The 25,933-nt window shown below is 71.5% G+C and carries 23 protein-coding genes and 1 pseudogene; 13 read left to right on the top strand and 11 right to left on the bottom strand.

Going from position 1 to position 25,933, the window contains the following annotated elements:
• Window positions 1-2: 2 nt before the first annotated feature.
• The 4 genes from ACIBQ6_RS38855 (at window position 3) to ACIBQ6_RS38840 (ending at window position 2,726) form a co-directional block, all read left to right on the top strand.
• Window positions 3-1,190 (top strand): phosphoglycerate kinase, encoded by a 1,188-nt coding sequence (locus ACIBQ6_RS38855; protein WP_397218192.1) that lies wholly within the window; start codon window positions 3-5, stop codon window positions 1,188-1,190.
• Window position 1,191: 1 nt separating this feature from the next.
• Window positions 1,192-1,977, top strand: a complete 786-nt coding sequence (tpiA, locus tag ACIBQ6_RS38850) for a triose-phosphate isomerase (protein ID WP_357705739.1) — start codon at window positions 1,192-1,194, stop codon at window positions 1,975-1,977.
• 99 nt (window positions 1,978-2,076) lie between these two features.
• On the top strand, window positions 2,077-2,307 hold the full coding sequence (gene secG, locus ACIBQ6_RS38845) for a preprotein translocase subunit SecG (protein ID WP_090942947.1): 231 nt from the start codon (window positions 2,077-2,079) through the stop codon (window positions 2,305-2,307).
• Window positions 2,308-2,381: 74 nt separating this feature from the next.
• A complete protein-coding gene (locus tag ACIBQ6_RS38840) occupies window positions 2,382-2,726 on the top strand; it encodes an RNA polymerase-binding protein RbpA (RefSeq protein WP_103961760.1) in 345 nt (114 codons plus the stop codon).
• Window positions 2,727-2,775: 49 nt separating this feature from the next.
• On the opposite strand, the gene ACIBQ6_RS38835 is transcribed toward ACIBQ6_RS38840, so the two are convergent.
• Together ACIBQ6_RS38835 and ACIBQ6_RS38830 are read right to left on the bottom strand one after the other, a co-directional pair.
• A complete protein-coding gene (locus ACIBQ6_RS38835) occupies window positions 2,776-4,380 on the bottom strand; it encodes an amidohydrolase (RefSeq protein WP_397218190.1) in 1,605 nt (534 codons plus the stop codon).
• A 39-nt stretch (window positions 4,381-4,419) separates the two neighbouring features.
• Window positions 4,420-5,796 (bottom strand): NAD(P)/FAD-dependent oxidoreductase, encoded by a 1,377-nt coding sequence (locus ACIBQ6_RS38830; protein ID WP_397218188.1) that lies wholly within the window; start codon window positions 5,794-5,796, stop codon window positions 4,420-4,422.
• A 107-nt stretch (window positions 5,797-5,903) separates the two neighbouring features.
• Here ACIBQ6_RS38830 and ACIBQ6_RS38825 point away from each other — a divergent pair, with 107 nt between their 5' ends.
• Window positions 5,904-6,926: a GNAT family N-acetyltransferase gene (locus tag ACIBQ6_RS38825; RefSeq protein WP_358300185.1), complete on the top strand. Its 1,023-nt coding sequence runs from the start codon at window positions 5,904-5,906 to the stop codon at window positions 6,924-6,926.
• A gap of 171 nt (window positions 6,927-7,097) precedes the next feature.
• Here the strand turns inward: ACIBQ6_RS38825 and ACIBQ6_RS38820 are convergent.
• Window positions 7,098-7,514, bottom strand: a pseudogene (locus ACIBQ6_RS38820) (Clp protease N-terminal domain-containing protein); the annotation flags it as partial.
• Between the two features lie 73 nt (window positions 7,515-7,587).
• Here ACIBQ6_RS38820 and ACIBQ6_RS38815 point away from each other — a divergent pair.
• Together ACIBQ6_RS38815 and ACIBQ6_RS38810 are read left to right on the top strand one after the other, a co-directional pair.
• The gene (locus ACIBQ6_RS38815; RefSeq protein ID WP_397218185.1) at window positions 7,588-8,436 is read left to right on the top strand and encodes a hypothetical protein; all 849 of its coding nucleotides are present in this window, start codon (window positions 7,588-7,590) and stop codon (window positions 8,434-8,436) included.
• A 39-nt stretch (window positions 8,437-8,475) separates the two neighbouring features.
• Entirely contained in the window at window positions 8,476-9,345 is an 870-nt protein-coding gene (locus ACIBQ6_RS38810; protein WP_397218183.1) for an oxidoreductase, read from the top strand.
• 239 nt (window positions 9,346-9,584) lie between these two features.
• Here ACIBQ6_RS38810 and ACIBQ6_RS38805 read toward each other — a convergent pair whose 3' ends face one another.
• Window positions 9,585-10,304, bottom strand: coding sequence for a class I SAM-dependent methyltransferase (locus ACIBQ6_RS38805; protein ID WP_397218236.1), 720 nt, complete (start codon window positions 10,302-10,304; stop codon window positions 9,585-9,587).
• 194 nt (window positions 10,305-10,498) lie between these two features.
• Here ACIBQ6_RS38805 and add point away from each other — a divergent pair, with 194 nt between their 5' ends.
• The 4 genes from add to ACIBQ6_RS38785 all read left to right on the top strand — a co-directional run bounded on the left by add (window position 10,499) and on the right by ACIBQ6_RS38785 (window position 14,572).
• Entirely contained in the window at window positions 10,499-11,518 is a 1,020-nt protein-coding gene (gene add, locus ACIBQ6_RS38800; protein WP_358300174.1) for an adenosine deaminase, read from the top strand.
• Window positions 11,519-11,647: 129 nt separating this feature from the next.
• A complete protein-coding gene (locus tag ACIBQ6_RS38795; RefSeq protein WP_397218181.1) occupies window positions 11,648-11,899 on the top strand; it encodes a hypothetical protein in 252 nt (83 codons plus the stop codon).
• Complete coding sequence (locus tag ACIBQ6_RS38790) at window positions 11,896-14,001, top strand: hypothetical protein (RefSeq protein WP_397218179.1); 2,106 nt, start codon at window positions 11,896-11,898, stop codon at window positions 13,999-14,001. The genes ACIBQ6_RS38795 and ACIBQ6_RS38790 overlap by 4 nt, the downstream gene beginning before the upstream one ends.
• Complete coding sequence (locus ACIBQ6_RS38785) at window positions 13,994-14,572, top strand: hypothetical protein (RefSeq protein WP_397218177.1); 579 nt, start codon at window positions 13,994-13,996, stop codon at window positions 14,570-14,572. Before ACIBQ6_RS38790 ends, ACIBQ6_RS38785 begins: the two co-directional genes overlap by 8 nt.
• 3 nt (window positions 14,573-14,575) lie before the next feature.
• On the opposite strand, the gene pgl is transcribed toward ACIBQ6_RS38785, so the two are convergent.
• The 6 genes from pgl to tkt are packed head-to-tail and all read right to left on the bottom strand — an operon-like array spanning window position 14,576 to window position 22,635.
• Entirely contained in the window at window positions 14,576-15,349 is a 774-nt protein-coding gene (pgl, locus tag ACIBQ6_RS38780) for a 6-phosphogluconolactonase (RefSeq protein ID WP_357983369.1), read from the bottom strand.
• A gap of 26 nt (window positions 15,350-15,375) precedes the next feature.
• On the bottom strand, window positions 15,376-16,290 hold the full coding sequence (gene opcA, locus ACIBQ6_RS38775; protein WP_352323011.1) for a glucose-6-phosphate dehydrogenase assembly protein OpcA: 915 nt from the start codon (window positions 16,288-16,290) through the stop codon (window positions 15,376-15,378).
• Complete coding sequence (zwf, locus tag ACIBQ6_RS38770) at window positions 16,290-17,891, bottom strand: glucose-6-phosphate dehydrogenase (RefSeq protein WP_358300168.1); 1,602 nt, start codon at window positions 17,889-17,891, stop codon at window positions 16,290-16,292. Before zwf ends, opcA begins: the two co-directional genes overlap by 1 nt.
• 1 nt (window position 17,892) lies before the next feature.
• Window positions 17,893-19,509 (bottom strand): glucose-6-phosphate isomerase, encoded by a 1,617-nt coding sequence (locus ACIBQ6_RS38765; protein WP_358300166.1) that lies wholly within the window; start codon window positions 19,507-19,509, stop codon window positions 17,893-17,895.
• Window positions 19,506-20,597 (bottom strand): transaldolase, encoded by a 1,092-nt coding sequence (gene tal, locus ACIBQ6_RS38760; RefSeq protein ID WP_352364404.1) that lies wholly within the window; start codon window positions 20,595-20,597, stop codon window positions 19,506-19,508. Before tal ends, ACIBQ6_RS38765 begins: the two co-directional genes overlap by 4 nt.
• A gap of 7 nt (window positions 20,598-20,604) precedes the next feature.
• Window positions 20,605-22,635, bottom strand: coding sequence for a transketolase (tkt, locus tag ACIBQ6_RS38755; protein ID WP_387680351.1), 2,031 nt, complete (start codon window positions 22,633-22,635; stop codon window positions 20,605-20,607).
• Window positions 22,636-22,976: 341 nt separating this feature from the next.
• On the opposite strand from tkt, the gene ACIBQ6_RS38750 reads away from it, so the two are divergent.
• Both ACIBQ6_RS38750 and ACIBQ6_RS38745 read left to right on the top strand, forming a co-directional pair.
• Window positions 22,977-23,915, top strand: a complete 939-nt coding sequence (locus ACIBQ6_RS38750; RefSeq protein ID WP_387680354.1) for a heme o synthase — start codon at window positions 22,977-22,979, stop codon at window positions 23,913-23,915.
• A 125-nt stretch (window positions 23,916-24,040) separates the two neighbouring features.
• Window positions 24,041-25,231 (top strand): PrsW family intramembrane metalloprotease, encoded by a 1,191-nt coding sequence (locus tag ACIBQ6_RS38745; RefSeq protein WP_352364398.1) that lies wholly within the window; start codon window positions 24,041-24,043, stop codon window positions 25,229-25,231.
• On the opposite strand, the gene ACIBQ6_RS38740 is transcribed toward ACIBQ6_RS38745, so the two are convergent.
• The gene (locus ACIBQ6_RS38740) at window positions 25,207-25,914 is read right to left on the bottom strand and encodes a vancomycin high temperature exclusion protein (protein ID WP_397218175.1); all 708 of its coding nucleotides are present in this window, start codon (window positions 25,912-25,914) and stop codon (window positions 25,207-25,209) included. The genes ACIBQ6_RS38745 and ACIBQ6_RS38740 overlap by 25 nt on opposite strands.
• Window positions 25,915-25,933: the final 19 nt, after the last annotated feature.

Below are 25,933 nucleotides of genomic sequence, written 5' to 3'. Positions count from 1 at the left end.
GCATGCGCACGCTCGACGATCTCGACGTCAAGGGGCGGCGCGTGCTCGTGCGCGCCGACCTCAACGTCCCGCTCGACGGGGAGAAGATCACCGACGACGGCCGCATCCGCGCGTCGGTGCCGACGATCCAGGCGCTGGCCGGGCGCGGCGCCAAGGTCGTCGTCTGCGCCCATCTGGGCAGGCCCAAGGGCAAGGTCAATCCCGAGTACTCGCTCGGGCCGGTGGCCGCCCGCCTGGGCGAGCTGCTCGGCCAGGACGTCGCCTTCGCCGCCGACGTGGTCGGCGACAGCGCCCGGCAGACGGTCGAGGCCCTCCAGGAGGGCCAGGTCGCCCTGCTGGAGAACCTGCGCTACGAGCCGGGCGAGGAGTCCAAGGACGACGCCGTCCGCGGCGCGTTCGCCGAGAAGCTGGCCGCCCTGGCCGAGCTCTACGTCGGCGACGGCTTCGGCGCGGTGCACCGCAAGCACGCCAGCGTCTACGACGTGCCCAAGCTGCTGCCGCACGCGGCCGGCGGGCTGGTCGTGGCCGAGGTCGAGGTGCTGCGCCGGCTGACCGAGGACACCGAGCGTCCCTACGTGGTCGTCCTGGGCGGGGCCAAGGTCTCCGACAAGCTGGGCGTCATCGCCAACCTGCTCACCAAGGTCGACCGGCTGCTGATCGGCGGCGGCATGGCCTACACCTTCCTCAAGGCCCAGGGCCACGAGGTGGGCCGGTCGCTGCTCCAGGAGGACCAGCTCGACCAGGTGCGCGGCTTCCTCGCCGAGGCCGGCAAGCGGGGCGTCGACCTCGTGCTGCCCGTCGACGTGGTGGCGGCCGTCACCTTCGCGGCCGACGCCGAGCACGAGGTGGTCGAGGCCACCGCGATCCCGGCCGACCGCGAGGGGCTCGACATCGGCCCCAAGACGCGCGAGCTGTTCGCGAGCAAGCTGGCCGACGCCAGGACCGTCTTCTGGAACGGCCCCATGGGCGTGTTCGAGTTCGACGCGTTCTCCGGCGGCACCAGGGCGGTGGCCGAGGCGCTCATCGGCTCCGACGCCTTCACCGTGGTCGGCGGCGGCGACTCCGCGGCGGCCGTGCGCAGGCTCGACCTGCCCGAGGACGGTTTCTCGCACATCTCCACCGGCGGCGGGGCCAGCCTGGAATACCTTGAGGGCAAGACCCTTCCCGGACTCGCGGCTCTGGAGGACTGAGGTGGCCCAGCAGCGCAAGCCGCTCATCGCCGGCAACTGGAAGATGAACCTCAATCACCTTGAGGCCATCGCCCTGGTCCAGAAGCTGGCGTTCGCGCTCAGCGACAAGGACTTCGACAAGGCCGAGGTGGCCGTCCTGCCGCCCTTCACCGACCTGCGCAGCGTCCAGACGCTGGTCGACGGCGACAAGCTGCGCATCGTCTACGGGGCCCAGGACCTGTCCCAGTACGACGGCGGCGCCTACACCGGCGAGGTGTCGGGCGTCATGCTGGCCAAGCTCGGCTGCACGTACGTGGTCATCGGCCACTCCGAGCGCCGCCAGTACCACGGCGAGGACGACGACCTCGTCAACGCCAAGGTGCAGGCGGCCTACCGGCACTCGCTCACGCCCATCCTGTGCGTCGGCGAGGGGCTGGCGGTGCGCCAAGAGGGCGGCCACATCGCGCACAGTCTCGGTCAACTCGACGGCGCCCTGCGCAAAATCAGCGCCGAGCAGGCAAAATCGATAGTGGTGGCCTACGAGCCCGTGTGGGCGATCGGCACGGGCGAGGTGGCCACCCCGGAGGACGCCCAGGAGGTCTGCGGAGCGTTGCGGGTGAGACTCGCGGAGCTCTACGACCCCGAAGTGGCCTCCGCGGTCCGTATCCTTTACGGTGGCTCGGTCAAGTCCGGCAATATCGTGGGGATCATGGCTCAACCCGATGTCGACGGCGCGCTCGTGGGCGGTGCCAGCATCGATGCCGGGGAGTTCGCCAAGATCTGCCGATTCTCCGAATTGCCTGGCTAACTGAGTCGTTCTGAGGGTGCGACTTGACACCAGGCCGTACCCTCAAGAGGCAAGTTTGAATCGTCACGCGTAACAGAGCACTGAAGGAACAGGCATACCGTGGAAATCGGAATCTCCATCGCCCTCATCCTGGCGAGCGGTCTCATGATCCTGCTCGTCCTGCTCCACAAGGGCAAGGGTGGCGGCCTGTCTGACATGTTCGGCGGCGGTTTCTCGTCGAACTTCGGTGGTTCCTCGGTGGTGGAGCGCAACCTCGACCGGCTGACCGTCATCACGGGCACCGTCTGGTTCGTCTGCATCATCGCTCTCGGCCTGCTCATGCGGCCTTGAGACAACTGATTAACGCGTGACAGTGATTCTCCCCCCGTGTCACGACGCGGGGCGATCGAGCGAGGAGTTCATCCGTGGGTAGTGGCAACGCGATCCGTGGCAGCCGAGTCGGCGCCGGCCCTATGGGGGAGGCCGAGCGCGGCGAGGCAGCTCCGAGAGTGCGGGTCTCGTTCTGGTGCGCCAACATGCACGAGACGCGCCCCAGTTTCGCCAGCGACGCGGCGGTCCCCGAGACGTGGGATTGCCCACGTTGCGGCCTCCCCGCCGGACAGGACGAGGAGGCCCCGCCTGCCCCGCCCAAGAACGAGCCGTACAAGACGCACCTGGCCTACGTGAAGGAGCGCCGGAGCGACAAGGACGGCAAGGCGATCCTCGAGGAGGCACTGGAGCGCCTGCGCAACAACAAGTCCCCCTGGTAGGCGAGCCGGCGGAAGGGCCCTGGTGCTGGTCACCGGGGCCCTTCGCGCGTCATCGGCCGTGCACCGCCACGCCGTCGACGAACGTCATGCGCACCCGCGTCGTCCAGATGTCGGCCGGGGGCAGCTCGAAGGGGTCGCGGTCGAGCACCACCAGGTCGGCCGGGCGGCCGGGCGCGATCACGCCCGCCGGCGAACGGTTGATCCACGCCGACCCCTCGGTGTACGCGCTCAACGCCGTGGCCAGGTCGAGGCGCTGGCCGGGCAGGAACGGCGTCTGCGCCGTCGGGTAGCCCGCGTGCACCGATCCGCCCGGTTCGGTGCGGTTCACCGCCACGTGCATGCCCTGGATCGGGTCGGCGTCGGAGACCGGCCAGTCGCTGCCCGCGCAGAACCGGGTGCCGTGCGCCTGGAGATCCTTGAAGGGGTACTGCCACGACGAGCGCGGCTCACCCAGGAACGGCAGCGTCAGCTCGTCCATCTGGGCGTGGTGGGTGGCCCACAGGGGCTGCAGGTTGGCCGTGACGCCCAGCGCGGCGAAGCGCGGCACGTCGGACGGCTCGATGATCTGCAGGTGGGCGATGTGGTGGCGGTTGGCCGGGTCGGTGCCCTCGAAGCTGTCCAGCGCCTCGCGCACGGCGCGTTCGCCGATGGCGTGGAAGTGCACCTGGAAGCCCAGCCGGTCCAGCTCGGCGACGTACCGCTTGAGCTTGCCGGGGTCGACATAGGACAGGCCCGTGCCGCCGCACCGGCAGTACGGCTCCAGCGTCGCGGCGGTGAAGTTCTCCGTGATGCCGTCCTGCATGATCTTGACCGAGGTGGCGGCGAACCGGTCCAGCCCCTCGGCAGCGGCCCGCCTGCGGACCAGGTCCTCGATCTGGTCCTCGCCGCGCGTCCTGTCCCACCACAGTGCGCCCACCACGCGGGCGCGCAGCCGGCCCGCGCGGGCGGCGTCGAGGTAGGTGGGAAGCTGGTCGTCCGAGCCGGCGTACGAGCCGACGATGGCGTCCTGCCAGCCGGTGACGCCCAGCGAGAACAGGTGCTGCTCGGCCTCGGCCAGGGCCCGGGCCTGGTCCTCGGCGGTGGGCCGGGGGGCCAGCAGGCCGACGAGGTCCATCGCGCCCTCGTGCAGGACGCCCGACGGGGTGCCGTCGGCGTCGCGCTCGATCCTGCCGTCGGCGGGGTCGGGGGTGTCCCTGGTGATGCCGGCCAGGTCGAGGGCGCGGGAGTTGACCCAGGCGGCGTGGTGGTCACGCTGGATCAGGTAGGCGGGCCGGTCGAGGAAGTCGAGCTGGGAGCGGTGGGGGAGGCCGTTGGGGAAGGCTGACATGTCCCAGCCTCCGCCGTCGATCCACTCTTTTTCTGGATTTTTCGTGGCGTAGTCGGAGATCTTGGCTATGTAGGTGTCTAGGCCGAAGATCTCTGACAAGTCGCACTTCGCTCGTTCGAGTCCGGCTTGTATCGGGTGCATGTGCGCGTCGATGAAGCCGGGGGTGAGCAGGCCGCCGTCCAGGTCGACGGTGTCGTGGCCGGGGGCGCTGCGGGACAGCTCGCCCTCCGGGCCGACGGCGGCGATCACCCCGTCCCGCACCAGCACGGCGTCGCGCCGCACGGCGCCGCCGATGAAGGCGCTGCCACCACGGAAGAGGATGTTCAAGGAGGTTCTCCCTTTCTCAGTGCGGTTCTCAGTGCGGGGTCAGTGGCCGGTGATCAGGTCGGCGAAGCGGGCCAGGGCCGACGTGCGGGGCATGGAACGCTCCCGATGATCGGCCACCCGGTACAGGCGGTACATCGCGTGCACCCCCATCCAGCGCAGCGGCTCGGGCTCCCAGGAGCGCACCTTGCGCCCCACCCACGGCAGGGACGTCAGCTCCGTCTCCTCCCCGAGTATGAGATCACGCAGGGTGCGCCCGGCGAGGTTCGTCGTGGTCACGCCGTGTCCGGTGTAGCCGCCGGCCCAGCCCAGGCCGGTCGCGCGGTCCACGTGCACGGTCGAGCACCAGTCGCGCGGCACGCCCAGCACGCCCGACCAGGCGTGCGCGACCGAGGAGGAGCGGGCCGCGGGGAAGAAGTCGACCAGGAGCCGCCACAGGGCCTCGACCGTCCACTCGTGGGTGCGGCCGCGGGCGTCGATGCGGGAGCCGTACAGGTAGGGACGGCCCCGGCCGCCGAAGGCGATGCGGTCGTCGGCGGTGCGCTGGGCGTACATGTAGTAGTGCGCGAGGTCGCCGAGCAGTTCGGCGCCCCGCCAGCCGACCTCGTCCCAGAAGGAGGCGGGGAGCGGCTCGGTGACGATCATGGAGCTGTTCATGGGCAGCCACTGGCGGCGCAGGCCGTTCAGGCGGGCGGTGAAGCCCTCGGTGGCGCGGATGACGTACGCCGCCGTGACCGTCCCGTACGAAGTCACCGCCCGGCCGGGGGCGATCTCGGTGACCGGGGTGCGCTCGTAGACCGGGACGCCGAGGTCGCGGACGGCCCTGGCCAGCCCCTGGGCCAGCTTGGCGGGCTGGATACGGGCGCAGTGGGGGCTCCAGGAGGCCGCCAGGGCGCCCGCCACGCGGACGTGCTCCGAGGGGTCGGCCAGCCGCAGGTCCGCCTCCTCGATGCCCCAGGCGCGGGCGGCGTCCACCGAGGCGCGCAGCCGGTCGGCCTGGGCGGGGGTGCGGGCCACGTTCACCACGCCGCCCTTGACGATGTCGCAGTCGATCGACTCGTTCTCGCAGACCGCGATGACCTCGTCGATGGAGGCGTACATCTCGCGCTGCAGCCGGCGGGCGTCCGAGCCGTACCGTTCGTGGGAGCCGGCCAGGTCGCCGGTCAGCCAGCCGCCGTTGCGCCCCGAGGCGCCGAACCCGGCGAACTCCTGCTCCAGCAGCACCACCCGGAGCGAAGGGCGGGCCTTCTTGAGGTAGTACGCGGTCCACAGCCCCGTGTAGCCGGCCCCGACGATCGCCACGTCGGCCTGCAGGTCGCCGTCGAGCCGCGGACCGGGCTCCGGCACCCCGGACGAGCGGTACCAGAAGGACACGTCACCGTTGACGAATCCGGACGACAAGGGAACTCGCGCATTCATGGCCCCATATCCTGCTATATCGGGATTAGGTGGCGCATCTCACGACGAAATTCGTGATGAAACCCGTCGTTAGCGGGCATGTAACACGTCCCAGGCATGCTCCTCCCATGGGATTCTTGCGCATCCGGACCACGGTGGACGAGCGACCCGGACGGCTGGCCTCGCTGGCCTCGGCCCTGGCCGCCAGGGGCGGCAACATCCTCGGCCTGAGCGTCCAGTCCGACGCCGACGGCACGGTCGACGAGTTCGTGGCCGACATCCCGGCGAGCCCTGAGGCCGTGCGCGAGGCGCTGGAGGCCGCCGGCGGCCGGCGCGTCCAGGTGGTGCCCGCCACCGCCCACGAGCTGACCGACGAGCCGACCAGGGCGCTGCTGCTGGCCTCCCGGCTGCGTTCCACGCCCTGGCGGCTGCCGGAGCTGCTGGCCGAGCTGCTGCGCGCGGACGACGCCCGGTGGATCTATGGTGAACCGGTGAGCGATCTCCCCGACCCGACCCTGCTCGTCGTGCCCGTGGCGCGGCGGCGCGCGGTCCGGCTGCGCCGCACCGGGCTGCCGTTCACGCTGACCGAGGCCGCCCGCGCGGCCTCCTTCGCCCGGCTCGCCCAGCCCGCGCCCGAGCAGACCCCGTCCGAACGCGCACTGAAACTGGCCGACGGCGCCGAGATCACCGTGCGGCCGCTCACCACGATCTACCGCGAGGCCGTGCGCGACCTGCACGACAGGTGCTCGCCCGAGGCCCGCAGGTTCCGCTACTTCACCTCGATGCCCGCTCTCCCGCCGCGCGCGTTCGACCGGCTCTGCGACCGCGGCAGGGGCTTCTCGCTGGTCGCCGGGCACGACGGCCAGGTCGTGGCGATGGCGAACCTCATGTTCACCCCCGACCCCGGCATCGCCGAGATGGCCTTCCTGGTCGAGGACCGCTGGCAGGGGCGTGGCCTGGGCGCCGTGCTGGCCCGGATGCTGGTGCGGCAGGCGCGCGACCTCGGGTACGCAGAGGTCAGGGCCACCCTGCTGGCCGACAACGCGCGGATGCGCGGCCTGCTGACCACGCTGGGCGCCTCGCTCGGCCGGACCGAGGACCCGGGCGTCGTGGAGGCGCGGCTGCCGGTCGGCGCGCGGGCCTCAGCCTAGGCCCTCCTCGGGCTCGCCGGACTCGGGGTCGGCGGCGGCAGGGCCGATGCCCAGGTGGCGCTCGATGCGTTCCAGGCTCTCCTCGATGCGGGTGAGCCGTTCGGCGAGCACAGAGCCGCCGCCGAAGTACACCTCCGTCGGACGTTCCCTGGTGCCGCGGCCCACCCGGTCGAGCAGGCGCTGCCGGACGTCGGTCAGGTCGGCGCCGGTGTCCGCCAGAGCCTGGGCGGCCAGCCCCTCGCCCTCCCTGATCAGCCCGAGCAGGATGTGCTCGGTGCCGATGTAGTTGTGGCGCAGTTGCAGGGCCTCGCGCAGGGACAGCTCCAGCACCTTCTTGGCACGCGGGGTGAAGGGGATGTGCCCGCTCGGCGAGCTGGCCCCGCGGCCCACCTCGCGCTCCACGAAGGCCCGTACGTGCTCCAGCTCCACGCCGCAGCCGTCGAGCACCAGCGCGGCCAGCCCCTCGCCCTCGCGGATGAGGCCCAGCAGGATGTGTTCCGTGCCGATGTAGTCGTGGCTCAGCTGCCGCGCCTCCTCCTGGGCGAGCACGACGACCCTGCGCGCACGGTCGGTGAAGCGTTCGAACACCGGGGGCCTCCGTTCGACTGGGGCTGCCTCCACTATGCGCTACAAACCCCGCCGTGTGGGGTATTTGTCCTGTGTGGATCTTGACGAGGTGGCCGGCCGCCTCTACGCAGTCCCGCCGGCGGAGTTCACCGCCGCCCGCGCGGCCGAGGTCCGCGCGGCCAAGGAGGCGGGCGACGTACGGCTCTCGCGGGACATCGCGAAGCTGCGCAAGCCCACCGTCTCGGCCTGGGCGGTCAACCGGCTGGCCCGGGAGCACCCCGCCGAGCTGGCCGAACTGCTCGGCGTGGGGGAGCGGCTGCGCGCGGCCTGGCAGGCGCAGGACGCCGGGGCGCTGGCCGAGCTGACCCGGTCGCGTGGCGAGGCGACCGCCAAGGTGGCGAGGCTGGCCAGGCAGGCCGGCGGCCTGTCGGCGGCGGCCGCCTCGGAGGTGGACCAGACGCTGGACGCGGCCGTCGTGGACGCCGGCGCCGCCGACCAGGTGCGGGCCGGTCGCCTGGCCAAACCGCTCAGCTACAGCGGCTTCGCCCCCGCGCCCGCGCCCGCCCCCGCTGCTTTCACCGCCGCTTCCACCGCGGCGTCCGCCACCGCCGCCTCCAGCGAGCCCCGGCCCGGGGCGCGTGGGCGTGGGCGGGCCGGGAAGGACGCGGCGGCCGAGGCGCGGGCGCGGGCGGAGGCCGAGGCGAGGCAGGCCCGAGAGGCCAAGGAGGCCAGAAAGGCGAAGGAGCGCGCGGAGGCCGAGGCGGCCCACCGGGAGTGGGCCGAGGCGCTGGAGTCGGTCACCCGCGACCACGACGAGCGCGCCGAGAAGGTCGCCCGGCTGGAACGCAAGCTCGCCAAGGCCCGCAAGCGGCTGGAGGAGGTCCGGCAACGTCTGGAGGTCACGCGCCGCGAGGAGCGCCACGCCCGCCGCCGACTGGACTAAGGTGCACGAAACGCGTTCGTACACCTGCAAGGAGGGGCGATGGCCCCCTGGACGCCCGCCGACATCCCGGACCTCACCGGCACCACGGCCGTCGTGACCGGCGCCAACAGCGGCATCGGCCTGCCCACCGCCCGCGAGCTGGCCCGGCACGGAGCCCGCGTCATCGTGGCCGCCCGCTCGGCGGACAGGGGCGAGGCCGCCGTGGCGGAGATCCGGCGGGCCGTGCCGGGGGCCGACGTCGCGTACGGCGCACTCGACCTGGCCGACCAGTCCTCGATCCGGCGCTTCGCCGACACGGTGGACAAGGTGGACCTGCTGATCAACAACGCCGGGATCGGCCTGATCCCCCGGCAGCTGACCAAGGAGGGCTGGGAGCTGCAGTTCGGCACCAACCACCTCGGCCACTTCGCGCTCACCGGGCTGCTCCTGCCACGGCTCCTGGCCGCTCCGCACGCCCGCGTGGTCACCGTCTCCAGCGACGCGCACTCCATGGGCAGGCTCGACTTCGACGACCTCGCCCTGGAACGCGGCTACGGCCGGATGAGCGCGTACGGACGGTCCAAGCTCGCCAACCTGCTCTTCACCCTGGAGCTCCAGCGGCGGGCCAGCAGCGCCGGTACGGGCCTGATCAGCGTGGCCACCCACCCAGGTGCCACCGCGACCCGCTTCGTCAAGCTGGGGCCCCTGCAGCCCCTCCTGCGCCTGTTCCTCCAGTCGGCCGACGCCGGCGCCGCCCCCTCGCTGTACGCCGCCACCTCGCCGGACATCACCGGCGGCGAGTTCGTCGGCCCCCGGCTGAAGCTGCTCACGCCCTCGGAGACGGCCAGGTCCGAGGAGGTCGCGCGGCGGCTGTGGGAGGTGTCCGCCCAGCTCACGGGCGTACGGTTCGAGGAGATCGCCCACCGCTGAAGGGCGTTGCCGTCGAAAGCGCAAGCACTCGCCGCTCATGGGGGCTGTCCTCGACGCTTCCACACGGCGGTCGGTGTGCGTGCCCTGGTCGAGCGGGCCGGAGGGCGCGGGCGAGCTCGACGCGGACGTCGCTCCCGCGTGGCTGTCCGAGTCTGGTGTGGTAGCCACGATCTTCACCGGGCCGCCCTTCGGCGAGGAGTCGGCCGGCGGCGTGCGGCTGCCGCCGGCGCTGCGCCCGGTCAGCGCAGGCCGCGGGCCAGATAGGCGCAGACGGGGAAGCCCGTGCCGGAGTACGGGGCGGCCAGGCGGTCGTAGCAGGCCCGGACGCGGGCGTAGGTCTCCGGCGGCTGCCGGGCGATCGTCTCGAAACGCGGGCCGCCCGCCTCGACCACGCCGCTCCACCAGGCGGCGACGTCCACCCGGTGCCGCCAGCGCAGCGTCCGCACGTCCACGGCCGTGAAGCCCGCCTCCTCCAGCAGCCCGGCGAAGCGTTCCGGCCGGTCCACGGCGGCGAAGGGGCGGACCGGGGGTTCGTACGGCACCCCCGCCGCCGCCAGGGCCTCGGCGAAGACGTTCGTGGCCGTCATCTCGTCGGACTTCCACCAGGTCAGCGCGGCGGCGCCGCCGGGACGCAGCACCCGGCGCAGCTCCGCGAGCGTCGCCGGGACGTCGGCGACGTGGTTGACGACGAAGTTGCCCGCCACGGCGTCGAAGGAGGCGTCCTCGAACGGCAGGACGGGCAGGGTGGCCCGGCGGACGGTGGCGGCGGGGTGGCGGCGGGCGACCAGCTCCAGCATGGCGGGGTCGGCGTCCACGGCGGTGACCTCGGCGCCGGCCGCGAGCGCGGCCGCCGTGACCACGCCGGTGCCACATCCGACGTCAAGAATCCGCTCCCGACACCCCTCTGGAACACCGACCTCAGGGCGCCGCTCCGCCCGGCCTCCCGAGTATGGGGCCACGTCGGCACCTCGGGTCACGGCGGCGAGCAGGGGTTGGACGGTGTGCGAGCTGAGCCGCGCGAAGCCGCGGTCATAGGCCTCAGGATCCCTCACAACCCCGGAGCCTACCCCGCAGCCCGAATCCTGACATCTTGAGGTGAAATTTCGCCCTTTTCCCTGTTTCAGAAGGAAATCTCAGGCTTATGGTCTTCGCCATGACCATCGACGCCTTCATCGACGCGCTGCCCAAGGTGGAGCTGCACGTACATCTGGTCGGATCGGCCTCGGTCGACACCGTGCTGGAGCTGTCCCGGCGGCATCCCGGCAGTGAGGTCCCGACCTCCGAGGAGGAACTGCGCCGCTTCTACACCTTCCTCGACTTCCCCCACTTCGCCCGCGTGTACCAGGCCGTCAACAGCCTGGTCCGCGAGCCCGAGGACGTCGCCACCCTCGTCCTCGGCCTGGCCAGGGACCTCGCCGGACAGGGCGGCCGGTACGCCGAGCTGCAGGTCACCCCGTACGCCCATCACGTGGTCGGCATGCCCATGCGCGAGGTGACCGAGGCCCTCGACCTGGCCGCCCGCCGCGCCCTGACCGACCACGGCGTGGAGATGGCCTACATCTTCGACATCCCCGGCGAGTACGGCGAGGAGGCCGCCCGGATCACCGTCGACCACGCTCTGCGCGAACCTCCCGCCGCATTGGTAGGTTTCGGCATCGGAGGCATCGAACAGGACCGTCCCAAATACCGCGACGCCTACCGCGACGCCTTCACAGCCGCACGCGCCGCCGGCCTGCACAGCGTCCCGCACGGCGGCGAGATGAGCGGTCCCGAGACGATGTGGGAGGTCATCGAGGGCTACGGCGCCGAGCGCATCGGCCACGGCATCAACTGCCTGTCCGACCCCCGCCTGGTCGCCCACCTGCGCGAGACCCAGCTCCCCCTGGACGTCTGCCCCACCTCCAACGTCTGCACCGGTCAGGTGCCCGAGCTCGCCGCCCACCCGCTGCCCCGGATGCTGGAGGAGGGCCTGTACGTCACGCTCAACAGCGACGACCCGCCCATGTTCGCCACCACGCTGGCGGGGGAGTACCGCGCCGCCGCCCACGTGCTCGGCCTGGGCGCCACCGAGCTGGCCCAACTGGCCCGCAACGCCGTCAACGCCTCCTACCTGGCCGCCGACCGCAAGCAGACCCTCCTCAAGGAGATCGACACCCTGACCGCCGACCTCTGACGGCCAGGCACGTCGCGTCATGCCGTCCTCACCGAACGGCGTGACGCGACCGGACTCTCCTGGCATCGTGGAGCATGGATTGAGCCTGAGGGGGCGCGGCGTGCGTACCACGGTCGGTGGGAGGTTCTCATGACTACTCCGGCGGACCTGCTGGAGGCTCAGCGCCGCGTGCAGGCGCTGTCCGACCGGCACTGGCACTGCCTCGACGAGGTCGTGCGCCAGATGGCGGACGGACGCACCTGGACGGGCCCGGCCGCCGACGCCTTCGCCCAGGAGCTCGCGCGCCGTAGGCTGGAGGTGTGGCGCGGCCTGCGGGAGATCGTCGAGGAGCTCCGCGTGGAAGCCGCCCGCTACTCCCTCGACGAGCGGAGGAACCTGTGACCTTCTCTTCCCTCGACCCGCGCGAGATGCACCGGCTCGGACAGGGCGTGCAGGAGGCGGGTCAGGCCCTGGCCGGCTGCGTGGGCGAGCTGCGCGCGATCCTTGCGGGGATCACGATGAGCCCCCCGGGGGTCGCCGCCATCGACCGGGCGGCCCGCTGGCTGGCCGAGCAGGCGCCCGACCTGTATCGGCGGCGCGACCTGGCCTACGAGAGCGAGAAGGTCGACACCGACGTCTTCGGCCACCCTGTCCCTGGCTCCGTGGTGCCGCCCGGCGCGGTGCGGGTCGATGAAGGACGGCTGATCCCGTCCCAAGTGCGGGCCGAGGCAGAACAGGCCGCCGGACTGGTCGTGGCGGCCGGAGGCGGTGACCAGGAAGCGCTCACGAAGCTCGCGGCCTTCAAGGGCCGGATGAGCGATCCCCGCTTCGCCACGGCCCTGCTGGACAAGCTCGGCCCGCAGGTGCTCACCACCCTGCCCGTGCAGTTGTCGGCCCGCGTGCGAAGGGCGCTCGACCAGGGTCCGGAGCAGGCGCGCGAGCTGCGTGCGCAGCACCAGGAGCTGCTGTCCGTGCTGGCGACGGCCCTCGCCCACGCCACCGTCGCCAAGGAAGGCACTGCACGCCTCGGCACCCGCTTCCTGGATGAACTACGCAGACGCGGCCGCGTGGAGACGCAGGCGCCCGGCATGGGCGGGCTCACCGCCCCCGGCTACTGGGCGCTCGGCCAGATCCTGGCGGCGGGAGAGCGGGAGCCGTACAGCTCGTGGTTCATGCGTACGATCGGCCGCGACATGATCCGCTGGGACCGCGATCACCTCAAGGCGCACGGGGTGCGCTTCCTGCCCCGCGATACCGACGTTTACAACCTGCCCGCCCCCGCCGCCTCCCAGCCGTTCCAGGACACCGACCAGATCGGGGCGGCCGACCCGATCGGCGCGCTGCTGGCCGTCGCTGCCCGCGGCAGGGAGCCTGCCCAGGCGTTGCTCGCCGACCGTGAGCTGTTGACGTACCTGATGCACGACCGCCGCCCGCAGTGGGCCATGGGCGATCACGGCGAGTCGCTGGGCCGCGCCATGGAGGCCGCGATGAAAGGCCAGGACGACCTGTCCAAGGCCCTGGCCGTCCTGGCCACCCAGATCTACGCCGACGACGTAAGGCCCCATGTGACGCTCGACGAGGCGGGCAAGGTTGTCTTCGCGGATCCGTCCGAGCTCGACGACCTGTCGGGAATCCGCGACAACATGGGCCGCATCCTGGGCGACCACGCCGACGACCTGTCCGCGGCCTTCTACAAGAACGCCCCCCGGGCCGCGGACGGCGAGCTCACCAGCGACAACGCGGGACACTCCATCGGCCGGTTCGGTGCCGCGGACCTCGACCTGGTCACGCTCGACCTGGCCGCCGACGACAGGGCCTACGACAACCTGCTCATGGGGGAGATCGGCCACATGCGGCGCGATGTCGACGAAGCGATCATGACCGGCAACGAGACGATGCTGAAGAACGTGGTGACCAACGACGCCCGCAGCCTCGGGCACCTCATGGAGGCGCGCGGGCAAGCCCTGATCGCCCGAGGGCAGGAGGCGGACGCGGCGGACGCCGAGCTCATGAAGCTGGTCGAGATGGGGATCGGCGAGATCCCCGTACCCGGCGCCGGGCTCGTGGGGAAGGCGGGCATCGAGGCGGCCAAGGCTGCGTACGAGAACTTTGTGAAGGACGGCTACACCAGCGCGGGGAAGTGGATGCTCGACCAGGCCGGGCACGGCGGCGAGCACACTGTCAAGAACGTCGCGGAAGGGGCCGAGAACGAGGAGGTCGTCGACCAGCTGGTGAGACAGATGCTCGAATCCTCCGCGATCACGCACGAGCACTACGACCACAAGCAGTTGGAAGGACAGCCCTTCGTGGTCGGCGACCCGCCGCGCGTCAAGCCGCCGGCCTCGATGAACCACGACGAATACGATGCGTTCCTGCAGTGGATGGAACGGCACACCACCATCCCCAGCGACTTCGGCGACGCGCAAGGGATGACGAGGACCGGCACCGGCGAGTTCACCAGTCACATGAGGAAGCCCGACGAGACCGGGGAACACCATGGCTAGGCCGCTGCCCGCGCTGCTCTGCCTGCTCCTCGCAGTCTCGGCCGCCGCCTGCACGCCGGGCCGGACGACCCCCCCGACGCAGACGCCTTCGCCGGTGCGGCGGCCCGTCACCGACGCGCCGCCCTACCTGTGCAACTTCGTCCCGCGTGCCGCGCTCGCCGAGCTGACCGGTTACACCGGCTCGTACAAGGCAGGTCCGAACAGCAGGCACCTGGTGGGGAACACGTGTGTGGTGTCCAACGACGAGCGCAGCATCGTCATCACGAGCTACGAGGTGTCAGCTCGCCCGGAGACCCTTGAGGCCTTCGCCGCCCACGGGAAGGACGGCTCTCCCGTGAAGCTGCCGCCCGAGCTGGGCAAGGGGCAGATACAGGACTTCGAGGCCCGGCTGTACCCGTTCCGCAGCGCGGGCGTCTGGTTCCGGTGCGGGGACGTGAGCCCGTTCATCGGTATCACGATCATGAGGAACCCCGCACGGGACCAGGACGACGATCTCGTTCAGCTCGTGCGGATCGCGCAGCGCCGGTACGGCGAGATGTTCGCCTGTACCCCCGCCGCCGATCCGCGTTGAGCTTCAGGGGGAGGCCAGGCGGCCCAGTTCTGGGGGGATCTTGGCGGCGGCGGCGCGGTCGAGCAGGAACAGGGTGCCGGCCCGGCCGCGGGCGCCGGCCGCCGGCACCTGGACGTGCCCCGAGTCCGACAGGGCCAGGCGTACCGCGCCCGACTTCTCCTCGCCGGCCGCCACCACCCACACCTCGCGCGCCGCCTGGATGGCGGGCAGCGTCAGGGAGATGCGGGTGGGGGGCGGCTTGGGGGAGCCGTGCACGGAGACGACCGGGCGCGTGTCGTACAGGGCGGGCATGCCGGGGAACAGCGAGGCCACGTGCGCGTCGGGGCCCATGCCGAGCAGCATGACGTCGAAGGCCGGCACCGGGCCGTGGTCCTCGGGGCGGGCCGCGGCGCGCAGCTCGGCGGCGTACGCCTCGGCCGACTCCTCGGCCGTCATGCCGGAGTCGGGGCCGCGCATGACGTGGATCCGGCCGGGGTCCAGGTCCACGTGGTCGAGCAGCGCCTGGCGGGCGCCGGTCTCGTTGCGTTCCTTGTCGCCGGTGGGCACGAAACGTTCGTCGCCCCACCAGACGTCCAGGCGCCGCCAGTCGACGGCGTCACGGGCGGGCGTGGCGGCGATGGCGGCCAGCGTGGCGATGCCGACCGTGCCGCCGGTCAGCACGATCGAGGCCGACCCCTTGGCCGACTGCACGTCGACCAGGCGCGTGATGATGCGCGCCGCCACGGCCTTGGCCAGGACGTCGGCGTCGCGGTGCACGACAACGTTGGGAACGCTCACGACACTTCTTTCTCAAGTGGAGGGGGTCAGCCCTTGTACGTACGGGCGAAGCGCTTGACGGCGGCCTCGTAGACCTCGTCGCTGTCCAGCCGGCGCAGCTCCTCGGCCATCAGCTCGGAGGTGTGCCGCCTGGCCAGGGCCACGTTCCGGTCGGGCTGGCCGGGACGCGACAGCGTGGCCAGCCGCGCGTCGGAACGCATGACCGACAGCTCGCCGTCGCCGGTCTGCAGCCGTACGGCGGTCAGGCCCGGACCGGCCGACTCGCCCACCTTGACCGGCGCCCCCAGCCGCTCCGACAGCCAGGCCGCCAGCAGCGGCGCGCTCGGGTGCCCGGCGCTGGCCTCCACCACGCCCTTGCGCACCTTGCCCACCGGCTGGTCGAACGCGGCGGCCAGCAGGCTGCGCCACGGCGTCAGCCGGGCCCAGGCCAGGTCGGTGTCGCCGGGGGCGTACCCCTTGGCGCGGGTGACCAGCGACGCGGCGCCGCCGTTCTCGAAGCCCTTGGCGTCGGTGATGCGCCGCTGGGCCAGGGCGCCGATCGCGTCCTTGGACGGCACGTCGGGGGCCGCGCCCGGCCACCAGGCCACCACGGGGGTGTCGGGCAGCAGCAGGGGGCTGACGACGGAGTCGGCGTGCTGGGTCAGCTCGCCGTACAGGCGCAGCACCACGACCTCGCCCGGCGTGTTCTCGCCGATGCGCAGCTCGGCGTCGAGCCGGTTGGGCTCGGCCTCCTCCCGCTTGATCACGACGATGATGCGCGAGGGGTGCTCGCGGGCCGCCTCGGTGGCGGCGCGCAGCGCGTCGTACTGGTGGCGCTCCTCGGAGACCACCACGAGGGTCAGCACCATGCCGATGGCGGGCGCGCCCATCTGGTGGCGCAGCAGCATGAGCTGCGCCGAGATCTTGCCGGCCGTCGTGTCCGACAGCATGAACGTCGTCACTAGAGTCTCCTCCACACGCGGCCGTCGCGCGCCATCATCGCGTCGGCCGACTCCGGGCCCCACGAGCCCGACTCGTACCCCTCGGGCTGTCCCTGCGTGGCCCAGAAGTCCTCGATCGGGTCGAGGATCGTCCAGGACAGCTCGACCTCGCGCTGGTGCGGGAAGAGCGGCGGGTCGCCGATCATGACGTCGAGCAGCAGCCGCTCGTACGCCTCGGGCGAGGACTCCAGGAACGACTCGCCGTAGGCGAAGTCCATGGACACGTCGCGCACCTCCATGGCGGTGCCCGGGACCTTCGACCCGAACCGCACGGTGATGCCCTCGTCCGGCTGGACGCGGATGACCAGGGCGTTCTGGCCCAGGATCTCGGTGTCGGTCTTGCTGAAGGGCAGGTGCGGCGCCCGCTGGAACACCACGGCCACCTCGGTGACCCGGCGGCCCAGCCGCTTGCCGGTACGCAGGTAGAACGGCACCCCGGCCCACCGCCGGTTGGCGATCTCCAGTTTGATGGCCGCGTACGTCTCGGTGGTCGACTCGGCGGAGATGCCCTCCTCCTGGAGGTAGCCGACGACCTTCTCGCCGCCCTGCCACCCGGCCGCGTACTGGCCGCGCGCGGTGTTGAGCCCCAGGTTGGACGGCAGCCGCACCGCCTTGAGCACCTTCTCCTTCTCCCGGCGCAGCGCCGAGGCGTCGAAGGAGGTCGGGTCCTCCATGGCGACCAGCGCGAGCAGCTGGAGCAGGTGGTTCTGGATCACGTCGCGGGCCGCGCCGATGCCGTCGTAGTAGCCGGCGCGCCCGCCGATGCCGATGTCCTCGGCCATGGTGATCTGCACGTGGTCGACGAAGCTGCGGTTCCAGATGGGCTCGTACAGGTTGTTGGCGAAGCGCAGCGCCAGGATGTTCTGGACCGTCTCTTTGCCCAGGTAGTGGTCGATCCGGAAGATCGAGCTCTCCGGGAACGCCGACGTGGTGATCTCGTTCAGCTCGTGGGCCGACTTCAGGTCGTGGCCGAACGGCTTCTCGATGACCACCCGCCGCCACGACCCCTCGGGCGCGTCGGACAGCCCGGTGCGCTTGAGCTGCTCGACCACCACGGGGAAGAACTTGGGCGGGACGGACAGGTAGAAAGCGTAGTTGCCGCCCGTGCCGCGGGTCTGGTCGATCTCCGCCAACGCCATCGCCAGCGCGTCGAAGGCTCCGTCGTCGGAGAACTCGCCCGGCACGAAATGGATGCCTTCGAGGATCTGCTTCCAGACCTCCTCGCGGAACGGCGTACGCGCGTGCGCCTTGACCGCGTCGTGCGTCAACTGCGCGAAGTCCTGGTCCTTCCAGTCGCGCCTGGCGAAACCGACCAGCGAGAAACCGGGCGGCAGCAGGCCGCGGTTGCCCAGGTCGTAAATGGCCGGCAGCAGCTTGCGCTTGGCCAGGTCGCCCGTCACGCCGAACAGCACCAGCACGCACGGCCCCGCCACCCGCGGCAGCCGCTTGTCACGCGGGTCGCGCAAGGGGTTGGCCTCGGCGACCTCCAATGTCGTGGCGGTGTTCGCCACGGCCGCCGCCACCGCGACGACCTCCTCCTCAGGAGATGCTTCGTCAGTCATCTCAAACCTCCTGTGCGGCTGCGAGCAAATGCGCGACACCCGTCGCGCGGTCCGTCAAGTGCAGGCGTACGGCGGGCCGTCCGCGGGTCTCCAGCGCGGCCAGGTCGCCCAGCGCCTGCGCGAGCTGGAGCCGCCCCAGCGTGTACGGCTGCCCGGGGACGGCGACGTCGTCGGCCACCGCACCCGTGATCTGCAGGAACACGCCGTTCTGCGGCCCGCCCTTGTGGTATTGGCCGGTCGAGTGCAGGAAACGCGGCCCCCACCCGAACGTCACCGGCCGGTTGGTGCGGATGGCGAGCAGGGCGCGCAGCGTGGCCGCGTCGGCCATCATCCACGCGTCGGTCATCTGCTCGAAGTCGGCCCCCTCGGGCACCGGCGCGTCGAAGGCGGCCAGCCGGTCGAGGTAGGCCATCACGGCCAGGTAGCCGTCGTGCGGGATGGCCTTCAGCAGCTCGGCCAGCACGCCGGGCAGGTCGTGGGAGCGGACCGCGCCGTAGACCTCGACGGGCCCGTCGACCAGCGCGGGCGCGCCCAGCGGCAGGTCGGGCAGGGCCAGCAGGGCCGCGGTGTTCTCCTTGGACTCGGCCACGTTCGGCTGGTCGAACGGGTCGATCTCCAGCAGCAGCCCGGCCACGGCGGTCGCGTACTCCCAGACCAGGAACTGGCCGCCGAGCGGCCCGTCGACGCGTACGGCGCCGTTGTCGGACTCGATCGCGACGACCAGCTCGTCGCTGGTGTGGTTGGGGTCGGCGTTGACGATCGGCAGGATGCCCCGGCCCTGCTTGCCGGTGGACTCGGCGACGAGCTGCTCGATCCAGTCGGGCAGCCCGTTGATGCCCGAGAGCTGGTCCTCCAGCACGAGCTTGTCGCGCCCGGCCAGCGCCGCGCCGCCGAGGGCCGCGCCCAGGTCGAGGCCGGGGTTGCCGGTGTCCAGGGACAGCAGCGGCAGCACCTCCTCGGCGTCGTCCAGCAGCCGCTCGACGTCGGCCCCGGCCAGCGCGCTGGGCACCAGCCCGAACGCCGACAGCGCCGAATAGCGGCCGCCCACGTCGGGGACGGCCAGCACCAGGTGGTAGCCGCCGTCGACGGCCCGCTGCTCCAGCGGCGAACCGTGGTCGGTGACGACCACGATCCGGTCGGCGGGCGAGATGCCCGCCTCGGTAAAGATCTGTTCGTAGATGCGCAGGTGGCAGTCGGTCTCGACGGTCGAGCCGCTCTTGCTGGCCACCACCACGACCGTGGACTCCAGCAGGTCGGTCAGCGCCCGCCGGACCTGCGCGGGATCGGTCGTGTCGAGCACGGTCAGCGGCACGTCGGCGGTCTGGCAGATCACCTCGGGAGCCAGCGACGAGCCGCCCATCCCGGCCAGCACCACGTTCGTCAGGCCCTCGGCGCGCGCCCGCTCCACGAGCTTGCCCAGCTCGGGAAGGAGCTCGCGGGAGGTGCGCGGCAGCGTCAGCCAGCCGAGCCGGACCGCCGCCACCGCCTCGGCGTCCTCACCCCACAGCGTGGGGTCGCCGCCGGCCAGCCGCGCGGGCACGCCGTCGGCGACGAGGCGCCCCGCGACGGAGGAGGCGGCCGCGGCCACCCCCTCCTCGCGGTAGGACACCTCGATCATGGCACCAGATTCTTGGTGACGCTCTCCAGCAGCTCGTTCCAGGACGCCTCGAACTTCTCGACGCCCTCCTCCTCCAGCACCCGCACGACGTCGTCGTAGTCGATGCCGGCGTCCTTGAGCGCGGCCATGGTGTTCCAGGCCTGCTCGTAGAAGGGCCGCACGGTGTCGCCGGTGACCTGGGCGTGGTCGGCGGTGGCGTCGAGGGTCTTCTCCGGCATCGTGTTGACAGTGCCGGGGGCGACGAGCTGGTCGACGTACATGGTGTCGGAGTAGTCGGGGTTCTTCACCCCGGTCGAGGCCCACAGCGGGCGCTGCGGACGGGCGCCCGCGGCGCGCAGGCGCTGCCAGCGCTCGGAGCTGACGACCTCCTCGTAGGCGGCGTAGGCCAGGCGCGCGTTGGCGATGCCGGCCTTGCCCTTCAGCTCCGGCTTGCCGAGCTTGTCGAGCCGCTTGTCGATCTCGGTGTCGACGCGGCTGACGAAGAACGAGGCCACCGACTCGATCGTGGCCAGGTCCAGGCCCTTGGCCTGCGCGGCCTCCAGGCCGGCCAGCCAGGCGTCCATGACCGCGCGGTAGCGCTCCAGGGAGAAGATCAGCGTGACGTTGACGCTGATGCCCTCCGACAGCGCCTGCGTGATCGCGGGCAGGCCCTCAAGGGTGGCCGGGATCTTGATGAACAGGTTGGGCCGGTCGACCATCCACCACAGCGCCCTGGCCTCGGCCACGGTCTTCTCGCTCTCGCGGGCCAGCCGCGGGTCGACCTCCAGCGAGACGCGGCCGTCCACGCCGCCGGTGGCGTCGTAGACCGGGCGCAGCACGTCGGCGGCCCAGCGGATGTCGTACGTGGTGATGGCGCGGACGGCCTCCTCCACGGTGACGCCGCGGACGGCCAGGTCGTGGAGCTGGGCGTTGTAGGCGTCGCCCTTGCTGAGCGCGCCGGCGAAGATCGTCGGGTTGGAGGTGACCCCGACGACGTTCTTCTCGCGGATCAGCTGGTCGAGGTTGCCCGTGCGCAGCCGTTCGCGGCTGATGTCGTCGAGCCAGATGGAAACGCCCTGGCCGGACAGCTTGTTGAGGTTCTCGCTCATCTTCTTCTCAGTTTCCCGTCGTCTCGCCCTTGTCCTGACCCAGCTTGGCGAGGCTCGCCTTGGCCGCGGCCGCCACGCGCTCGGCCGTGAGCCCGAACTGCTCGTACAGCGTCTTGTACGGCGCCGAGGCGCCGAAGTGCTCCAGGCTGACCACTTCGCCGCACTCGCCGACGAACTGGTGCCAGCCGAGCGCGACGCCGGCCTCGACCGCGACCCGAGCCCTGATCGAGCTCGGCAGGACGGTCTGCCGGTACGCGGAGTCCTGCCCGTTGAACCACTCGACACACGGCATCGACACCACTCGTGCCGGGATGCCCTGCGCCTCCAGCAGCTCGCGGCCCTGCACGGCCACCTCGACCTCGCTGCCGGTAGCGATGATGATCACGTGCGGCTGGCCGTCGGACGCCTCGCGCAGCACGTAGCCGCCGCGGGCCACGCCGTCGGCGCTCGTGCCCTCGTAGACCGGCACGTTCTGCCTGGTCAGCGCCAGGGCGGCGGGACGGTCGGTGTGCTCCAGGATCGTCTTCCACGCGTGCGCGGTCTCGTTGGCGTCGGCCGGGCGGACGACGTCGAGGCCGGGGATGGCGCGCAGCGCCCACAGGTGCTCGATCGGCTGGTGGGTGGGGCCGTCCTCGCCCAGGCCGATGGAGTCGTGCGTCCAGACGTAGGTGACCGGCAGCTTCATCAGCGCCGCCAGGCGCACCGAGGGGCGCATGTAGTCGGAGAAGACCAGGAACGTGCCGCCGTAGGGGCGGGTGCCGCCGTGCAGGGCGATGCCGTTGAGTATCGCGCCCATGGCGTGCTCGCGGATGCCGAAGTGCAGCGTGCGGCCGTAGCGGTTACCGGGGAAGTCCTTGGTCTGGTACTCCTCGGGGATGAAGGACGGCTCGCCCTTCATCGTGGTCAGGTTCGACTCGGCCAGGTCGGCCGAGCCGCCCCACAGCTCGGGCAGCACCGGCGCCAGCGCGCCCAGCACCTCGCCGCTGGCCTTGCGGGTGGCCATCGAGGAGCCGGTCTCGAACTCGGGCAGGGCCGTGGCCCAGCCGGCGGGCAGCTCGCGGTGGGAGATGCGGTCGAACTCCTTGGCCCGCTCGGGGTTGGCCAGGCGCCATTCGGCATAGCCCTTGTCCCACTCGGCACGCTCGGTACGGCCGCGGGCGACCACCTCGCGGGCGTGCTGCAGCACCTCGGCCGGCACGTCGAAGCTCTTGGCCGGGTCCATGCCCAGGATCTCCTTGGTCGCGGCGATCTCCGCCTCGCCCAGGGCCGCGCCATGGATCTTGCCGGTGTTCTTCTTGTTCGGCGCCGGCCAGCCGATGATCGTGCGCAGCCGGATGAAGGAGGGCCGGTCGGTCTCGGCCTTGGCCGCCTCCAGCGCCTCGTACAGCGCCTGGACGTCCTCCTCGTACTCGCCGCCGGCGGTCCAGTCGACGCTCTCGGTGTGCCAGCCGTACGCCTCGTAACGCTTGACGACGTCCTCGGACTTGGCGATGAGGGTGTCGTCCTCGATGGAGATGTGGTTGTCGTCGTACAGGACGACGAGGTTGCCGAGCTTCTGGTGGCCGGCCAGGGCGCTGGCCTCGTGGCTGATGCCCTCCTCGATGTCGCCGTCGCTGACGAAGCACCAGATGTGGTGGTCGAACGGCGAGGAGCCGCGCTCGGCGTCGGGGTCGAACAGGCCGCGCTCGCGGCGGGCCGCCATCGCCATGCCGACCGCGTTGCCCAGGCCCTGGCCGAGCGGGCCGGTGGTGGTCTCCACGCCGGCGGTGTGGCCGTGCTCGGGGTGGCCCGGGGTCAGGCTGTCCCACTGGCGCAGCCGCCGCAGGTCGTCGAGCGTCAGGCCGTAGCCCGACAGGTAGAGCTGGATGTAGAGCGTCAGGCTGGTGTGGCCGCACGACAGCACGAACCGGTCGCGGCCCGCCCAGTTGGGGTCGCTGGGATCGTGGCGCATCACGCGCTGGAACAGCAGGTATGCGGCGGGGGCCAGGCTCATGGCGGTGCCGGGGTGACCCGAGCCCGCCTTCTCCACTGCGTCCATCGCCAGGGCCCGGACGACGTCGACGGCCTTCTTGTCGAGGTCGGTCCATTCAAGGGCTGGCACGAGTTCGGTGCTCAAGTGCTCGATCTCCGGAATCTAGTTGTCATTTGGCAGTACCTGTTGGCTATCCCGCCCACACGGGACCCTAACCGAGTGGAGCTGGCGATCGATTCCCATTCCACCCTCGCGTGTCCATGAATGGCGCAAGCCCCCCATTGGCCGGACCGTCCGCCCCTGCGACTACAGTTTGTTTGTTCGCAGAGGCGCCACGGCGCCACTCATCGATCCGCTCTAATCAGAGGTTACGCGTTGACTCCGCACAGGCTGGAAGCGCCTTGACGGTGCTGACCAACAGGCAGGCCACGACCCCCTCGACCGAGCCCGGGGCGCCGCGCACGTTCGGCATGGTCGTGAAGGCCTACGTCGCGCTCACCAAGCCGCGGATCATCGAGCTGCTGCTGATCACGACCCTGCCGGTGATGTTCCTGGCGGCCGGCGGCCTGCCGCCGCTGTGGAAGTCGATCGCCGTCATGGTCTTCGGCACCCTGTCGGCGGGCAGCGCCAACGCGCTCAACTGCTACGTCGACCGCGACATCGACCAGAAGATGCGGCGCACCCGCCGCCGGCCGCTGGCCAGGCACCAGGTGTCGCCGCGCGGCGCGCTGATCTTCGGGATCGTCCTGGGGATTTTGTCCACTGTTGGCCTGTGGCTCACCACCAACTGGCTGGCCGCGGTCCTGTCCACCGGCGCGATCCTGTTCTACGTCATCGTCTACTCGATGGTGCTCAAGCGCCGCACAGCCCAGAACATCGTCTGGGGCGGCATCGCGGGCTGCATGCCGGTCATGATCGGCTGGGCGGGCATCACCGAGCGGCTCGACTGGGCGCCCCTGGTGCTGTTCGGCGTCGTGTTCTTCTGGACGCCGCCCCACACCTGGACCCTCGCCATGCGCTACAAGGAGGACTACGCGGCGGCCAAGGTGCCGATGCTGCCGGTGGTGGCCACCGAGCGGCGGGTGATCCTGGAGTCCGTGGCCTACACCTGGGCGACCGTGCTGTGCTCGCTGGCCCTGTGGCCGGTGGCCGGCACCACGCTGTTCTACCCGGTCGTCGCGGTCGTGCTCGGCGTGGTCTGCCTGTGGGAGGTCCACCGCCTGCTGGCCCGGCTCAACGCCGGCAAGAGCGGCGTCGACCTGCGCCCGATGCGCTTCTTCCACTGGTCCAACGCCTACCTCGCGCTGCTCTTCCTCGCCGTCGCGATCGACCCGCTGCTGGCCTGAGCGCCGTGACCGTCCTGACCGCCGTGCGCGAGGCCCGCGACGCGCGTGTCCGGACGGTGAGGAGTGGCTGTCCCGCGCGGGCGGTCGGCACGGACCCCGGCCCTTCGATCCGTTAAAGTCACGGTATGGCGACCCGTGATCCACGCTGGGTGTTGAAGGACCGCCCGTCGTTCGCGTTGATCACCGGGCTGGTCCTCACCGGCATCTGCGCCCTGGTCTCGTTCTCCTTCGACGTGATCAACGGTGAGCCGGTGCAGTTCTTCATCGCGCTCGGGCTCGCCCTGGCTCCGGTGCCGCTGCTGCTGGCCGCCGTGCTGGCGCTCGACCGCATGGAGCCGGAGCCGCGCAGCAACCTGATCTTCGCCTTCGCCTGGGGCGCGGGCATCGCCGTGCTGGTCGCCGGCGCGATCAACTCGCTCAACCTCCACTACTTCATCGACACCGCCAAGCTCTCGCCGACCAGCGCCCGCAACCTGGCGGCCACCTTCGGCGCGCCGGTGGTCGAGGAGACGATGAAGGGCCTGGTGCTGCTCGGCCTGCTGAAGTTCCGCCGGGCCGAGCTCGACGGCCCCACCGACGGCATCATCTACGCCAGCATGGTCGGCCTCGGCTTCGCCATGAGCGAGAACGTCAGCTACTACCTGTCGGCGCTCAACGGCAACGGCGTCAGCAGCCTGGCGGTCACCGTGGTGCTGCGCGGCATCCTGTCGCCGTTCGCCCATCCGCTGTTCAGCTCGATGATCGGGGTGGCCGTCGCCTACGCGGCCCAGCGCCAGGGGCCCGAGCGGGTGTTCCTGGTGCTGGCCGGCTGGTCGGGGGCGATGATCCTGCACGGCCTGTGGAACGGCCTGGCCTCCTACGGCGGCTTCCCCGGGCTCGTGGTGGCCTACCTGGCGCTGCTGGTGGTGCTCGTCGTGCTGATCGGCGTGGTGTTCAGGGACCGGCGGCGCATCGTCGCGCTCATCCAGACCTACCTGCCGCCGTACGAGCCGACCAGGCTGGTCGGGCCGGCCGACATCTACATGTTGTCCACGTTCGCCAGGCGCCGCCAGGCCAGGCAGTGGGCCAGGGCCTACGGCGGCAAGCGGGGGGTGCGCGCCATGCGCGACTACCAGCTCGCCGCCACCGAGCTGGGCCTGCTGCACGAGCGGGCGGCCCGCCACATCGTCGACGAGCAGGCCTTCCACGAGGAGCAGCGGGCCCTGCTGGAGTGCATGAGCACCGCCCGCGCCGACTTCCCGGTGCCCCCGGTGCACGCCCGCCGGATGGCCAGGGGCACCCCGCCGCCCGGCTACGCGCCCGGCGCGCCCCGCTGAGCCAGGATCCGGGTCAGGGAGACCTCGCGCGGCCCGGGGAAGACCGGGTCGGAGTGCAGCAGCAGCGCGTCCACGACCGCCTTGCCGGTGGCCAGCAGCTCCCGGGAGGCGTAGACGTACGTGGTGGCCGCCCACTGGCGGGTGGAGTCGTCGCCCACGCCGAACGTCTCCAGCCCGGCCGTCCGGCACAGCGCGACGGCCCTCGGCAGGTGGAAGACCTGGGTGACGACGGTGATCCGCTCGGCGCCGAACACCCGGCGAGCCCGTACGCACGAGTCCCAGGTGTCGAACCCGGCGTAGTCGAGCACGATCACGTCCGCCGGCACGCCCCTGCGCAGCAGGTAGTCGCGCATGGCGGTGGGCTCGTCGTACTCCTTGCGGCTGTTGTCGCCCGACAGCAGCAGCGCCCGCACCTTGCCCGCCCGGTAGAGCTCGGCGGCCACGTCGAGCCGGCGGGCCAGCATCGGCGTGGGCTGGGTGCGCCACAGCCCGGCGCCGAGCACCAGCGCGGCCTGCGCGGGCGGCACCCGGCCCAGCCAGCCGCCGCTGTCGGCCACCACGCGGTGCGGCGAGCTGTCGAGCCAGGCCCAGGTCATGGGCGCCAGCGCGAGCACGCTGACCAGCACCAGCCCCTGGTACGTACGGCGCAGCAGCCTGCGCGAGAGCCTAGGGAGTCGCAGCACACCCCATACCATCGCACAA

It is taken from the genome of Nonomuraea sp. NPDC049655 (assembly GCF_044465465.1).
Classification (GTDB): domain Bacteria; phylum Actinomycetota; class Actinomycetes; order Streptosporangiales; family Streptosporangiaceae; genus Nonomuraea.
Note: the sequence above shows the minus strand (reverse complement) of the source record. Positions and strands in the feature narration are given on the sequence as shown.

Excerpts from the sequence above, each read along its gene's own strand:
- ACIBQ6_RS38810 (WP_397218183.1), top strand. The coding sequence starts at position 8,476 with ATGGCCCCCTGGACGCCCGCCGACATCCCGGACCTCACCGGCACCACG.
- ACIBQ6_RS38830 (WP_397218188.1), bottom strand. The coding sequence starts at position 5,796 with ATGAATGCGCGAGTTCCCTTGTCGTCCGGATTCGTCAACGGTGACGTG.
- add (WP_358300174.1), top strand. The coding sequence starts at position 10,499 with ATGACCATCGACGCCTTCATCGACGCGCTGCCCAAGGTGGAGCTGCAC.
- ACIBQ6_RS38745 (WP_352364398.1), top strand. The coding sequence starts at position 24,041 with ATGGCGACCCGTGATCCACGCTGGGTGTTGAAGGACCGCCCGTCGTTC.
- zwf (WP_358300168.1), bottom strand. The coding sequence starts at position 17,891 with ATGACTGACGAAGCATCTCCTGAGGAGGAGGTCGTCGCGGTGGCGGCG.
- ACIBQ6_RS38825 (WP_358300185.1), top strand. The coding sequence starts at position 5,904 with ATGGGATTCTTGCGCATCCGGACCACGGTGGACGAGCGACCCGGACGG.
- ACIBQ6_RS38855 (WP_397218192.1), top strand. The coding sequence starts at position 3 with ATGCGCACGCTCGACGATCTCGACGTCAAGGGGCGGCGCGTGCTCGTG.
- ACIBQ6_RS38795 (WP_397218181.1), top strand. The coding sequence starts at position 11,648 with ATGACTACTCCGGCGGACCTGCTGGAGGCTCAGCGCCGCGTGCAGGCG.
- ACIBQ6_RS38785 (WP_397218177.1), top strand. The coding sequence starts at position 13,994 with ATGGCTAGGCCGCTGCCCGCGCTGCTCTGCCTGCTCCTCGCAGTCTCG.
- tal (WP_352364404.1), bottom strand. The coding sequence starts at position 20,597 with ATGAGCGAGAACCTCAACAAGCTGTCCGGCCAGGGCGTTTCCATCTGG.
- tkt (WP_387680351.1), bottom strand. The coding sequence starts at position 22,635 with ATGGACGCAGTGGAGAAGGCGGGCTCGGGTCACCCCGGCACCGCCATG.
- ACIBQ6_RS38765 (WP_358300166.1), bottom strand. The coding sequence starts at position 19,509 with ATGATCGAGGTGTCCTACCGCGAGGAGGGGGTGGCCGCGGCCGCCTCC.